Source organism: Lysinibacillus sp. NPDC097162, assembly GCF_044762185.1.
Taxonomy (GTDB): Bacteria; Bacillota; Bacilli; order Bacillales_A; family Planococcaceae; genus Lysinibacillus.
Genome location: NZ_JBIWDT010000001.1, coordinates 696,339 through 709,775, shown reverse-complemented (window position 1 = coordinate 709,775; position 13,437 = coordinate 696,339). Strand labels below are relative to the sequence as shown.

The window sequence follows — 13,437 nt, the reverse complement described above, 5'->3', positions numbered from 1 at the left end:
CCCTATCTATATAGATTATACGATAAAACTAAAAAATAGTTTCCTTTTTTGAAAGTTCTTCAATCAATTCTCTTTTTAATGGGAGAATGCTCGCTTTTCAGTACAGAAATCGCAACCATCCGTTCCAAAAACGAAAAGAAGGCATCGAGTTTTCACTTCCTGATGCCTTCTATCGCCACTCTAAAATGAAGACGGTCAATTTACGCTTTCATTGTTAGTTAAATTTCTACACGATAGTCTTTTAAATTTTCCCTTAGCTTTGCTTTCATAAATTTTCCGACAGATGTTTTCGGTACTTCATCTAAAAAAACTACATCATCAGGAATCCATGTTTTATGGAACTGTGACCGCAAACTGTCCAACAGCTCCTCCTTTGTAATCGAGTCTTTATGCTCAGGTTTCGGAACAACACATGCCAATGGTCGTTCCAGCCACTTTTCATGTGGTATTGCCACCACTGCCGCTTCAAATACTTTCGGATGTGACATCAAAGCATTTTCAAGCTCCACTGACGAAATCCATTCGCCACCACTCTTAATTAAATCTTTTGTACGATCTGTAATTTTAATATATCCATCAGGCGTCATCACCGCAATATCTCCTGTGTATAACCAACCATCTTTAAAGGCTTCTGTTGTGCGCTCATCCTTATAATACTCATTAGCAATCCAAGGGCCTCTTAATGTAATTTCGCCCATTGTCTTGCCATCCCAAGGTACCTCACCATGTTCATTTACAATGCGCATATCAAGAAGAGGTACCGTTATCCCTTGCGTTGTTCGAACGTGCATTTTTTCGTCTGTCGTATAGTTTTGCATGTGTGATAAGTATGTTGATAAGCTAACAAGCGGTGATGTCTCTGTCATACCGTAGCCTGTATAATACGGAATGTTTTGCTCCTCCTCAAAGCCGCGCACAAGACCAATTGGAGATGCAGAACCTCCACAAATAATCGAACGTAAGGAAGATAAATCTCGTGGCTGTTGGCGTTGTTCTTGTAAAACGCCTAACCAAATAGTTGGAACCCCCGCTGTCAACGTTACTTTGTACTGCTCAAACAAATCGAGTAATAGCTGTGGCGTAAACATCGGTCCTGGTAATACTTGCGTCGCTCCAAATAACACACTAGCAAACGGTAAGCCCCAGGCATTGGCATGAAACATTGGTACGACTGGTAACACTACATCGCGCTCGCATATTGCTATACTATCAGAAAGTCCCGCTGTAATACTATGAAGGACTATACTGCGATGTGTATAGACAACCCCCTTTGGCATGCCTGTTGTTGCACTCGTATAACACATACCAGCTGGTGCATTTTCATCAATATCATCAGGGAAGACAAAATCATCATTTGCCACTGCAAGAAGTTCTTCATAGGAAAGAGCATTCGGTAATGGCGAATTTTCTAACTCAACATCATCCCCCATGATAATAAAATGCTTCACCTTTTTAAGCTGTGACACAATGGGTGCAATGACAGGCACTAAATTTTCATCAATGAGTAAAATATCATCTTCTGCATGATTAATTACATACACGATATGTTCAGGCGCTAGTCGAATATTTATCATATGCAGCACTGCCCCTGCACACGGTACAGCAAAATATGCCTCTAAATGGCGATGATGATTCCAAGCAAAAGTACCAACTTTTACACCACGATCCATACCAAGTGTCGTAAGAGCATCCGCTAATTTACGGGTACGCTTGGCAAACTCTTTATAGGTAAACTCATGAATTGTTGTAGCGCTAGTACGCGAATATATTTTCTTCGCATGAAAATATCGCTCAGCTCGATTTAAAAAACTTGTTAATAGTAAAGGTGTATCCATCATATGCATAATATCGCTCCCTTTCGTTTTCACATTTAATTTGCTTTAACACCAAAGCTGACTGCTGCTACAAAAAAGATATTTACATTTAAGAATGAATCCATTTACTTCACAAGCACTAAAAACTTTTCAAACCATTATTTTGGCTGCATTCGTATCGCACCATCAAGGCGAATAACCTCACCATTGAGCATGACATTATGAATAATACTTTCCACAAGCATCGCATACTCAGATGGTTTTCCAAGACGTTTGGGGAATGGCGTCATACTAGCTAGTGCCGTGCGAGCTGGCTCTGCTAATGACGCAAACATCGGCGTTTCGATTAACCCTGGCGCAATGGTCATTACGCGTATTCCCAAATCTGCAAGCTCACGTGCAATCGGCAATGTCATCGCAGCAACTCCGCCCTTTGAGGCGCTATAAGCTGCTTGTCCAATTTGACCATCGAAAGCGGCAACCGATGCTGTATTAATAATAACGCCTCGTTGTCCATCTTCGTCGGGCTCGTTTTGCTGCATTTTTTCGGCTGCAAGTCGAATGACATTAAATGTGCCTATTAAATTAACTGAAATTACTTTAGAAAATAGCTCAAGTGCATGTACTCCACGTTTTGAAATCACTTTACTTGCATCAGCAATCCCCGCACAGTTAACCGCCACATTAATTCGACCAAATGTAGCGATAGCATGCTCCAGCCCAGCAGCTACATCTGCTTCTTGTGTCACATCAACGCGGGCGTAGCGAACACTTTCGCCTAATTCCTGCGTGATGTTATGCCCTCTTTCATCATTAACATCGAAGATGACCGCTTTGCCGCCTTCGTTAACAATTTTTCGTACAGTCGCTTCTCCTAAGCCTGATGCACCACCTGTTACAATCGCGACAACGTCATGACATTTCATAGAACCCAACCCCTTTACATTTTTTCAATAATTGTGGCATTGGCCATCCCCATACCTTCGCAAATAGCGAGTAGGCCATAGCGTAAGTTTTCACGTTGCATCCGATATAACATCGTCGTTAACAACTTTGTACCAGTAGCACCTAGTGGGTGTCCTAAAGCAATTGCTCCGCCATCTGGATTTAGCTTTGCTTGGTCTGCACCAATTTCATGTAACCAAGCAAGAGGAACAGGGGCAAATGCTTCATTCACCTCATACGTATCAATGTCTTCAATTGACAGTCCTGCGCGTTTTAAGGCTTGTCTCGTAGCCTCGATTGGGCCCGTAAGCATAAGCGTTGGATCTGACCCTATTACAACGCGTGTCACTATTTTTGCAAGCGGTTGAATACCTAGCTCCTGTGCTTTTGCTAACGACATTAGCACGACAGCGGATGCACCGTCACTCATTTGACTTGCATTGCCAGCTGTAATAACTCCGTGCTCTTGAAAAACTGTTTTCAAGTCATGTAATCGTTCGATGGTCGTATCTGCGCGAGGTCCTTCATCGACTTCAAATGTAGTAACGGTTCCATCCTCTTGTGTTATATGGACAGGCATAATTTCCTGTTGAAAATGGCCTGTCTCTATCGCTGCTAATGCTCGTCTATGGCTTTCATAAGCAAAGTTATTCAATATGTCCTTTGAAAACTGCCATTTTGCAGCCATTTTTTCAGCTGATAGTCCTTGATGAATAATATGATAATTTTCTTGTAAGCGTTTTCCTTTATGGGCAGTTTGCATATTTGAAAACATTGGCACCCTTGTCATACTTTCAACACCACCAGCAATCACCACATCCATATCCCCTGCTAAAATAGCTTGTGCTCCAAAATGAACAGCTTGCTGGCTAGAACCGCATTGTCGATCAATCGTTACACCTGGAACCTTCTCTGGGAAACCTGCCATTAATAAAGCTGTACGTGCAATATTTGCACCTTGTTCACCTGTTTGTGTAACGCAACCAAAAATAACATCCTCTACTTGTCCTTTGTCGATACCTGCTCGCTTAATAACTTCCTGTAGTACATCTGCTGCTAAGTCATCTGCACGTACATCTTTTAAAGCGCCTTTGCTTCGTCCTACCGCTGTACGAACAGCTGCTACAATCACTACTTCTCTCATATAAATCCCCCTTTTCTAACACGATTCTGTCATACCCCTTAATTCATTTACGTTTAAGTTTATTTGCTTAGTAGAAAATATATACCGCTTTATGAAACTATTTACTAGTTACGAATTATCTGAATATTATATCATTTATTTTACATGACGAAGTCGTTATTAACAATTCTTTATGTATTTAAATAGAGTAGATTAAACTAAAGGCGAAGTCCTTCTTCAGTAACCAAGATTCGTCATTTTACACCCCCACGAATGGCAAAGTGATGGCACTTACTGCTTACTGTTTCAAGATTATTTTAAGCAATAAAAAAAGAGCGACTCCAAGTTAATGGATATCGCTCTATATTTTATAAAATTAAACTAAATCTTCACCGAAGAATAAGCCAATTTCGCGCTCTGCAGATGCAAGAGAGTCAGAACCGTGGATGATGTTGTGAGAAACAGTTGTTGCGTAGTCACCACGGATTGTACCTGGGTTAGATTCTTCTGGTTTAGTAGCACCCATCATTGTACGAGCAAGTTTAATTACGTTTTCGCCTTCCCATACCATAGCGAATACTGGACCAGAAGTGATGAAGTCTACTAATTCACCGAAGAATGGACGTTCAGCATGCTCAGCATAGTGTTTTTCTGCTAATTCTTGAGGGATTACCATTAATTTAGCGCCTTTTAATAAGAAACCGCGACGTTCAAAACGATCAACGATATCTCCTACTACTTGTCGTTCTACGCCATCAGGTTTAACCATTAAAAAAGTTTGTTCGATTGCCATGTTTAAAACACTCCTTAAATTCGTCTAACAGGTTTTACACCTACCGATAAATATTAACAAAAAATGAGCTTTAGCACAACAAAAAGCTAGAATTTACGCTTGCCCATAAACAAAGCGATGTCACGAAGCTTTTTCTTAATTGGATGTTTTGGTAAAGCATCTATTTCTTGTAAAGCTTTTTTTAAATACTTGTCGCTCATTTTATTAGCTTGTGTAATCGCATCAGATTTACGCACATATTGCAACATTTTTTGGCGCTCAGGCTCTGTTAATGTTCCCGCAAACACTTTTGCTAAATAAGGCTGCATCTGTTCATCATCTTTTAATAACAAAATCGGTAAAGTAATATTCCCTTGTAATAAGTCACTACCTGCTGGCTTCCCTAATTCTTTATCTGTCGCCATAATATCTAATACATCATCGATTATTTGAAAGCTCATGCCCACAAAGTAACCAAAGCGTTTCAAATGGCTTACAGTTTTGGCATCTACACCTGCTGCGACTGCACCAATCTCACAGCTAGAAGAAATAAGTAATGCCGTTTTACGTTTAATACGTCTGAAATAATCCTTTAAGCCCTGATCCAATCTAAACTTGTCTTCGATTTGAATAACTTCACCGTTACAAATTTCCACCATTGTTCGTGCCAAAATTTGATGAACAAGTGGGTCCTCGATTTTTGTGATGTATTCAAGTGCACGCGCAAAAATAAAATCGCCCGTGTACATTGCTACTCTGTTATTCCATTGGGATTTGACAGTTGGACGTCCTCGTCGCATATCGGAATCATCAATCACATCATCATGCACTAGCGACGCCATGTGAATGAGCTCTAAAGGCACAGCCACATTTTTCATCTTTTCGATATCATAATCGCCAAATTTTGCGCCAAGCAACACAAAAATTGGTCGGATTCGTTTGCCACCAGCTTGTAATAAATGGAGAGAAGCATCGTTAATTAAATGCGAAGACGAATTCACCGCTTTTTCTAATTCTTGTTCGATGATATCAATATCTGACTTCAAATCGGAATAGAGTAGTTTTAACTTCATCTTTTCCACGCTTGAAAACCTTCCCCCATTAACGTATCTTTTTAAAGCCCATATGCATTGCCGCAGCACCGCCACTGTATGCTTTGTACGTTACTTTTTCTAAACCTGCCTGTTCAAACATTGCCGCTAGCTTTTTCATACCTGGGAAATTATTTGCCGATTCCTGTAACCAGGAATATTCTTTATAGCTTTTCGCAAAAATTTTACCAAATATCGGCATGATAAATTTAAAATAAAAACGGAATAGTTGTCGATAACCAGGAATTTCTGATTGCGACGTTTCTAAACATACAACCATGCCACCAGGTTTTACGACGCGATGCATTTCTTTTAACACTTGCAAATAATCAGGAACATTACGTAGACCAAAACCAATCGTCACATAGTCAAATGTATCGTCTGGGAAAGGCAATTCCATTGCATTCCCTTGTATAAGCTCAATTTGCGGATAAGGCGTTATTTTTTGTTCGCCCACTTTCAGCATGTTTTTACTGAAATCCAATCCCTTTACTTCGCCACTTTTTCCAACTGCCTCAGCTAACGCAATTGTCCAGTCAGCTGTTCCACAACAAACATCCAGCGCTTTCGATCCAGGCTTGACAGCCATACGCTTCATCGTATCGTTACGCCATCCAACATGCATTTGGAAGCTAATAACGCCATTCAATTTATCATAGTTTTCCGAAATACTTTCAAATACTTCGTGAACGTGCTCTTCTTTCGATTTAGCCATTTTAGTAAAACCTCTCTTATCCGTTTGTAGAAGCAATAGATGCCTCTACACGTGCTTGTAGAGCTTGTTTCACATCACTTTGTAAAAATGATGCTTGGTCTATCACCTGCAACAGCTCTGTTTTTAAGCGGGCAATTTTATCTTGTAAGACGCCATTGAAGGTCGTGCCTGCCTGTAATGCACTTTGTTCAAGCGCTTTACACATTAAAGATTTTTGTCCACGCTGATACATAGCCCATTCTTTTTCTAATCGTAACAATAATAAACTCTTTTCCATTAATGGAATATAATGATGCAATGCATAAAGCTCAAAAAACTTTGCAATTAAACCTGATTCAATATTGCTTATTGAAGAACACCATTGTTCAAATGTACGCTGTTCTGCCTCATATACTTTGATTTGATGTTCGCAGCGTGTCACGATTCCTTGTGACAAATTCCGAATCAATGCGACATTTCCTGACATTGCTAAAATTTCATAATATCGTCCACTATAAAAATCCCCAGCTAAAACGGTTAGCTGCTGTTCTTTTGAAGTGGCATCTAGTTCTTTAATATGATCATGTGCCGCTAGAGCTGCATATACAATTCCAACAGTTATTGCAGCTTCCCTTTGCTCTTGTTGCCACTCTTCGCCATTCAAAAAGGGAACTAACAAGTAAAACAGTTGATTTTCATCGAGCACAGGGACTCCTGTGTATTTTTGCAAAGTTCTATGACGAACATCCATGAAAATCTCTGTTTTTAACTGTGCAATTGAATTTTGAATGTATGTTGCATTCATAGACCTTACTCCATTTCACTTTCAAATACGTTAATCATCTATATGACTTAACGTTTGCTCACTGAGTCATTATAGCATAAGCATCGTTTCGGAATAAAAAGTTTTTACTTTCACCAACATGAACGGGCAGTAGAAATCCACCATAGAAATGCTCAGAAAAAATTGGTAGGAAATCTACTTGCCCGTAAAAACCAGTTTCAAGAACACATACTTATTGTTCTCGTATGTGTCATGCATCCGTGCACAATATAACTAACAATCATCGGCACTGTATATGGACCTTACCGATAAAAGCTACAATACAATACCTACGTTACTTTTTTCCTTCACTTTGGATAACACCATGTGCTGTATGGATTTGCGCTTTGCCACGAATTTTCATGGCAGATGTGTGCTCAGTAAATTGAGCAATCATGACTTCCCCTGCATCTAATTTTTCAGAATGATGGAATTTCGTATCCGTACCACGTGTTAAGCCTATTACATGTACGCCATCTTCTTCTGCCTGTATTACTATATAATCTTGCGCCATTGTCTGTACACTCCTTAAATCCGACAAATTCTTAGTCCATCATAACATAATTAGACAAGCAGTTTAAGACATTTGAATAAATGACAAGACTTCTCTACGTTTTACCTCATCTTGTTCATAAATGCCTCGTGCCACAGATGTAACAGTTTTAGATCCTGGTTTTTTCAGACCACGCATTGTCATGCACATATGCTCTGCCTCGATTACAACATAAACACCTTTTGGAGACAGCATTTCCATAATCGTATCCGCTACTGATGAAGTAATACGTTCTTGTAATTGTGGACGACGTGCAATTGTTTCAACCGCGCGACCTAATTTACTTAGTCCCGCTACAATGCCATCGTTTGGTATGTAAGCCACATGTGCTTTGCCATAAAACGGCACTAAATGATGCTCACACATTGAATAAAATGGGATATCCTTTACAAGCACTAATTCTTCATGATCCTCATGGAAAACAGTTTTAAAATAATCTTTTGCATCTTCATGTAAGCCACTAAACATTTCAGCATACATTTTAGCAACACGTTTCGGCGTATCAAGCAATCCTTCACGATTAACATCCTCGCCTACAGCTTCTAAAATCATTTTTACTGCTTCTTCTATTTTCAATAAATCAACATTCGACATTCGTAAAAACCCTCCTGCGTATCAAAGCATTACACATTTCCCTATGCATCGTAGCATATCCAAAAGTTAAGCGCAAAACGACTTACCTGATTTAAAAGAAATTCAACATATCTTCTTAAAGTTTTCGTTCTTCTTGCTATGTATACAGTAAAAAACAAAGTCATCTTGTGACTAAAATTTTGTATTTTATAGAATTACTGCCATTCATTATATTTTATAAATAAGTTAAAAAGAGCAGCCTTCATGCTCGTTTACATGAAGACTGCTCTATGTAACTACTAGACGTGTATTATTTTACAGCATCTTTAAGCGCTTTACCTGGTTTGAAAGCAGGTACCTTGCTAGCAGCGATTTCGATTTCTTTACCAGTTTGTGGGTTACGACCTTTACGAGCCGCACGTTCACGTACTTCAAAGTTACCAAAACCAATTAATTGTACTTTGTCACCCTTTGCAAGAGCATCTTGAATTGTATCAAATACAGCTTCAACTGCTTTAGAAGCGTCTTTTTTAGAAAGACCTGCAGCTTCAGCAACAGAGTTTACTAATTCTGTTTTATTCACACCATTCACCTCCTCTCAAAGGGTCATGAACCAATTCTGTAAAAAGAGTAACACATAGGAAACCGCGACGCAACTGTATTCATTCATGATTATAACCAAAATATGCGTTTTTCACCCAAAAAATAAAAATAACAGGACTTTTCGCATAAAAACGAATAGCCCTGCACTATTTTTTTGCTCTCTAATTTCCATTTTATCTCTATAAAATAAAAGTAACCAATCCTCTGTCGCCTTCATTAACCATACGTTCAATTGTTTGACGCATACGTTTTTTAGCTGTAGTAGGCACTGCACTCATTTTGTAGCGAATTCCTTCTTTTAACACTTCATGCAATGGTGTACCAAAAAGTTGTGTTTGCCAAAGTGCATCACGATCATGTAAATAAGCATGATTTAAATCTTTCAAAAGTTGCTGACTGTGGAATTCAGAGCCAATAAGTGGAGCAAATTCTGATTCCATATCAACTCGAATAATATGATAGGATGGCGCTGTTGCCTTCATGCGAACTCCATAGAAATTATTTTGCTTAATAAGTTCTGGAGCAGTTGGTTCGAACTCTTGCATCATTGGTAAAGTCACACCATATCCACTATTATCCGCTTCAGTTATTGCATCTTTAAAGCGTTTTTGTGCTTCTTTTGCTTCAGCAGCCTCTTTAATAAATAGCAACCAATCACGCTTTGATTCAATTGGTTCATCTAACCATTCATTACAAACTGCCTTATACAATTCTCCTTGTAATGACACTCGAATGACGGCTGTACCGATTCCCGAATCTACATGAATCACTTCACTTTGATCAATAAAATCAATCTCTTTAAAGGCATCAGAAGCTTGTTGCACATCTCGAATCTTCATGACAGATGACAGTACTTCTTCCATCGAATCAATTAATGCCACGTTTAGAGGATGTGTAGCATCTAGTACATCAAGCCAATCTGGTTTCTCGACCTCAATCGTCCGAATTGGAAACTCAAATAACGCCTCTTGCAAAATATATTGAATATCAGTAGCACGCATTTGATCGATTGAAATCGCAATTACTGGAACGTTGTAACGTTCAAACAGCTCATTTCGAAGCTGTACTGTTTCTTCTCGTGCTGGCATTTGACAATTTAACACGATAACAAAAGGTTTTCCAATTTCCTTTAATTGTGCAACAATTTCTTCTTCCGCTTTTTCTGCGGCACGACGGCTAATACCATTTACAGTTCCATCAGTTGTTACAACAATACCGATATTAGCATGATCTCGAATCACTTTATCCGTACCAATTTTCGCCGCTTCTTGGAAAGGAATTGGCTCTGTATGCCAAGGTGTATGCACAAATTTCGGACCATTCTCATCCTCATAGCCCTTTGTACCATCAATGACATAACCAACGCAATCAGCTAAACGAATTTGGAATGTCATTTCATCTTCGCCGACAGCAATACGTGTCGCTTGAGCAGGCACAAACTTCGGCTCAGCAGTCATGATTACTGGGCCTGGCGAGCTTTGTGGCAGCTCGTCCTGTGCTCGCATTCTTTCTGTATCATCCACAATATTCGGTAACACTACAGCTTCCATTACTTTTTTTACAAATGTTGATTTACCTACACGAACTGGACCTACAACACCAATATAAACATCGCCATTTGTGCGCTCTGCAATTTCTTTAAATACTGCTTCACTCAAGGTTTCTGCCTCCTTTATCTACGCTTTTTCACTATATGCATCCACGAAGATAAATATGAAAAGCTCCTCAGTAGCAATATGAATAGAATTTATATTTCCGTTGAAAAAATTGATTCCGCGGAGCAAGGTAGTTTTTCCGCGGAATGAGGTAGTAATTCCGCGAACCAGTGTGATATTTCCGCGATGTCATGCAATTATTCTGAATTGTTTGAGTGCCTGGCACTAATTTCGAACACTAATTTCGACAGCTATTTTGGCATAAAAAAGCCTCAATCATTAGATGTTCTCTAACGATTGAGGTAATTAAAACTTTATTTCGATTCGGTAGCTTTACTTTCGCTCTCTTGAGCTGCTTCCGCTTCTTCCTTCGCCTTTTTTGCATCTGCTTTATAGGCGTCCATCATATAGGTTGGCTCGCCTTTTTCATCTACAGTGTATGGCACTGAATAGGCTGGAACAACTGGATATTTATCGACAAGTAATTGACGAATATCCTCGCCTGGCTTTACATCTGGCTTGTCCTCTTTTAATAGCTGACCTAAATCGATTGAATAATCCACATGCATTTCGCCATCGCCTGTCATAAATATCGGTAATTCTGCACCCGAATACGGACTTTTGACTGTTACTTCTGATTTGTAGCCTAATTTTTCAAAGTTAATTTGGTAGACATTATCAGCAATTGCACCCTTTGTCGGAATATACTGTGTGCCCAATTTGCGAATATTAATCTCTCGCATACGCTCCGCAGAGTTTAAATCTACTAATTTTACTTCAGCGCTGTTTTCTGGATCCCAAATAATATATTGATAAATACCGCCTTTTTCATATGCATTCCCTGGAATTTGCGTAATATATTTTGGCATAAGTTTTTCAAAATCGATTAAATATTTTATATAGATATCCGTATCCAATTCACTGTTTTTAATCGGTACTAGGCCACCTGTAGCTTCACGATATTCATTGACAGCACGTTGGACAGATGCTAATTGATCGACATCTGGCACTTGGTTTGCGGCCTTTTCCTCCTCAGGATATGCGCAACCACCTAGCAAAACGGCTATTGCCACTGTCAAAAGAAAAGCATTTAGTTTTTTCATTCACGTTTTTCCCCCTTTTTAAGCTGGCCATGTGGCAATTATAAGTACCATTAAAAATGTTCCAAGTCCAAACAGTATGTATGCTAATAAATTTACGATTGTACGTAATAAACCATTTGAAATTTTATTGCGACCTAGATAAATTAAACCAACTGAAATAATCATAAAGCCGATACAATAAAAAGATACCCACATGATATCCAGTGCTGGCATATGTGCTAACGGACCCATTTAAGTCTACCACCTTTCTTCAATGACACGAGACAATCAACGTTTATTATACTATGGGCATCCTTAAAAAAGAAGGCGCTTTCCCAAAAGTAAAAAAGGAGTGCTATAAGGTGCTTAACATGTTATTTTTTTGATATACGAAAAAATAATCCTTTCAAGCTCATATAAATTAAGGTGACCGCTACAACATATAACTCTCCGTGGAAATCATATCATATTTTTACTATAGGTGGAGAAATGTATCGTTATAAAAATAACTTTTAAGGCAAAAAAAGTATTATTACCACCTATTACTTTACAATTTGTTCAAAAAAGAGACACCTCAGATCCTTCTGAGATGCCTCTTTTGTGTCCATTTCATGACAAGTTATATATTGCTTACTAGTTCAAACCATTATGATTTAGTTCATCAATTCATCGATCTCACGCTTTTTCACTCGCATCATTAATGCATCGACGGCCACTTTCGGCTCTACATCGTTAAACAATACGCCATAAAGTTCCGTCGAAATTGGCATGGCAACATCATATTTTTCGGCCAGTTGATAGGCTGCTTTTGTTGTCCGTACGCCTTCTACTACCATCCCCATTTGATCGAGTACTTCTGGCAGCTTCATGCCTTTACCTAACATATTTCCTGCTCGCCAATTTCGAGAATGCACGCTTGTACACGTTACGATTAAATCTCCCATGCCTGTCAGCCCTGCAAATGTAAATGGATTTCCGCCCATTTTAACACCTAGACGAGTAATTTCAGCAAGTCCACGTGTAATAAGTGCAGCCTTCGCATTATCACCATAATTTAAGCCATCTGTTATGCCTGCAGCTAACGCTATAACGTTTTTTAATGCACCACCCATTTCCACGCCTATAACATCCTCATTCGTATATACGCGGAAAAACTGGTTCATAAACAAGTCCTGTACCTTCTCAGCCGCCTCTATATTTGCACAGGCTGCTGTAATCGTTGTTGGGGAATGTAATACTACTTCCTCAGCATGACTTGGCCCTGAGAGCACTACAATGTCTTCTACACATTCAGAAGGCAAGCTTTCGGCCAAAATTTCAGATATACGTTTTAATGAATCTGGCTCAATTCCCTTTGAAACATGGACAAATAATACTTTTCTGTCTAATGTAGCGATCATCTTTTCACAAGTTTCTCGGATAGCCTTAGTTGGTACAGCTACAACGATTGTATTAGAATGTGCTACTGCCTCTGCAATATCATTTGTAGCATGTAAATTCTCTGGTAGTACCGTTTCTGGTAAATACTTTTTATTCGTATGCTGTGTATTAATTTCTTCTGCCTGATCGGCTCTATGTGTCCACACAAGGGTATCATGTCCATTTTCCGCAAGTACCATTGCAAGTGCTGATCCCCATGAGCCTGCTCCTAGTACACAAACTCGTTCCATTCAAATTCCCCCTTCTATTTCCTTTAGGTAAATCTTCAC

The 13,437-nt window shown here is 39.1% G+C and carries 14 protein-coding genes; all 14 read right to left on the bottom strand.

Annotated features, from left to right (window positions below):
- Positions 1-218: 218 nt before the first annotated feature.
- On the bottom strand, positions 219-1,844 hold the full coding sequence (locus tag ACIQXW_RS03415; protein WP_402759897.1) for a long-chain fatty acid--CoA ligase: 1,626 nt from the start codon (positions 1,842-1,844) through the stop codon (positions 219-221).
- Between the two features lie 128 nt (positions 1,845-1,972).
- Positions 1,973-2,740, bottom strand: a complete 768-nt coding sequence (locus ACIQXW_RS03410) for a 3-hydroxyacyl-CoA dehydrogenase (RefSeq protein ID WP_402759895.1) — start codon at positions 2,738-2,740, stop codon at positions 1,973-1,975.
- 14 nt (positions 2,741-2,754) lie between these two features.
- Positions 2,755-3,903, bottom strand: coding sequence for a thiolase family protein (locus ACIQXW_RS03405; protein WP_401018725.1), 1,149 nt, complete (start codon positions 3,901-3,903; stop codon positions 2,755-2,757).
- Between the two features lie 355 nt (positions 3,904-4,258).
- Entirely contained in the window at positions 4,259-4,675 is a 417-nt protein-coding gene (gene ndk / locus ACIQXW_RS03400; protein ID WP_340825209.1) for a nucleoside-diphosphate kinase, read from the bottom strand.
- An 86-nt stretch (positions 4,676-4,761) separates the two neighbouring features.
- Complete coding sequence (hepT, locus tag ACIQXW_RS03395; protein WP_340825211.1) at positions 4,762-5,736, bottom strand: heptaprenyl diphosphate synthase component II; 975 nt, start codon at positions 5,734-5,736, stop codon at positions 4,762-4,764.
- A gap of 19 nt (positions 5,737-5,755) precedes the next feature.
- The gene (locus tag ACIQXW_RS03390) at positions 5,756-6,460 is read right to left on the bottom strand and encodes a demethylmenaquinone methyltransferase (RefSeq protein ID WP_401018726.1); all 705 of its coding nucleotides are present in this window, start codon (positions 6,458-6,460) and stop codon (positions 5,756-5,758) included.
- Between the two features lie 16 nt (positions 6,461-6,476).
- Positions 6,477-7,244 (bottom strand): heptaprenyl diphosphate synthase component 1, encoded by a 768-nt coding sequence (locus tag ACIQXW_RS03385; RefSeq protein WP_402759892.1) that lies wholly within the window; start codon positions 7,242-7,244, stop codon positions 6,477-6,479.
- Positions 7,245-7,557: 313 nt separating this feature from the next.
- Positions 7,558-7,776, bottom strand: coding sequence for a trp RNA-binding attenuation protein MtrB (gene mtrB / locus ACIQXW_RS03380; RefSeq protein WP_010858802.1), 219 nt, complete (start codon positions 7,774-7,776; stop codon positions 7,558-7,560).
- 63 nt (positions 7,777-7,839) lie between these two features.
- Entirely contained in the window at positions 7,840-8,409 is a 570-nt protein-coding gene (folE, locus tag ACIQXW_RS03375) for a GTP cyclohydrolase I FolE (protein ID WP_173478452.1), read from the bottom strand.
- A gap of 289 nt (positions 8,410-8,698) precedes the next feature.
- Positions 8,699-8,971 (bottom strand): HU family DNA-binding protein, encoded by a 273-nt coding sequence (locus ACIQXW_RS03370; protein WP_004232618.1) that lies wholly within the window; start codon positions 8,969-8,971, stop codon positions 8,699-8,701.
- A 199-nt stretch (positions 8,972-9,170) separates the two neighbouring features.
- Positions 9,171-10,649: a stage IV sporulation protein A gene (gene spoIVA / locus ACIQXW_RS03365; protein ID WP_340825215.1), complete on the bottom strand. Its 1,479-nt coding sequence runs from the start codon at positions 10,647-10,649 to the stop codon at positions 9,171-9,173.
- 311 nt (positions 10,650-10,960) lie between these two features.
- Positions 10,961-11,749: a hypothetical protein gene (locus ACIQXW_RS03360; RefSeq protein WP_340825216.1), complete on the bottom strand. Its 789-nt coding sequence runs from the start codon at positions 11,747-11,749 to the stop codon at positions 10,961-10,963.
- Positions 11,750-11,767: 18 nt separating this feature from the next.
- Positions 11,768-11,980, bottom strand: a complete 213-nt coding sequence (locus tag ACIQXW_RS03355; protein ID WP_340825217.1) for a DUF2768 domain-containing protein — start codon at positions 11,978-11,980, stop codon at positions 11,768-11,770.
- 401 nt (positions 11,981-12,381) lie between these two features.
- Positions 12,382-13,398 (bottom strand): NAD(P)H-dependent glycerol-3-phosphate dehydrogenase, encoded by a 1,017-nt coding sequence (locus ACIQXW_RS03350; protein ID WP_402759889.1) that lies wholly within the window; start codon positions 13,396-13,398, stop codon positions 12,382-12,384.
- Between the last annotated feature and the right edge of the window lie 39 nt (positions 13,399-13,437).

Coding starts and splice junctions, on each gene's coding strand:
- ACIQXW_RS03415 (WP_402759897.1), bottom strand. CDS start 1,844: ATGCATATGATGGATACACCTTTACTATTAACAAGTTTTTTAAATCGA.
- ACIQXW_RS03410 (WP_402759895.1), bottom strand. CDS start 2,740: ATGAAATGTCATGACGTTGTCGCGATTGTAACAGGTGGTGCATCAGGC.
- ACIQXW_RS03405 (WP_401018725.1), bottom strand. CDS start 3,903: ATGAGAGAAGTAGTGATTGTAGCAGCTGTTCGTACAGCGGTAGGACGA.
- ndk (WP_340825209.1), bottom strand. CDS start 4,675: ATGGCAATCGAACAAACTTTTTTAATGGTTAAACCTGATGGCGTAGAA.
- ACIQXW_RS03390 (WP_401018726.1), bottom strand. CDS start 6,460: ATGGCTAAATCGAAAGAAGAGCACGTTCACGAAGTATTTGAAAGTATT.
- ACIQXW_RS03385 (WP_402759892.1), bottom strand. CDS start 7,244: ATGAATGCAACATACATTCAAAATTCAATTGCACAGTTAAAAACAGAG.
- mtrB (WP_010858802.1), bottom strand. CDS start 7,776: ATGGCGCAAGATTATATAGTAATACAGGCAGAAGAAGATGGCGTACAT.
- folE (WP_173478452.1), bottom strand. CDS start 8,409: ATGTCGAATGTTGATTTATTGAAAATAGAAGAAGCAGTAAAAATGATT.
- ACIQXW_RS03360 (WP_340825216.1), bottom strand. CDS start 11,749: ATGAAAAAACTAAATGCTTTTCTTTTGACAGTGGCAATAGCCGTTTTG.
- ACIQXW_RS03355 (WP_340825217.1), bottom strand. CDS start 11,980: ATGGGTCCGTTAGCACATATGCCAGCACTGGATATCATGTGGGTATCT.
- ACIQXW_RS03350 (WP_402759889.1), bottom strand. CDS start 13,398: ATGGAACGAGTTTGTGTACTAGGAGCAGGCTCATGGGGATCAGCACTT.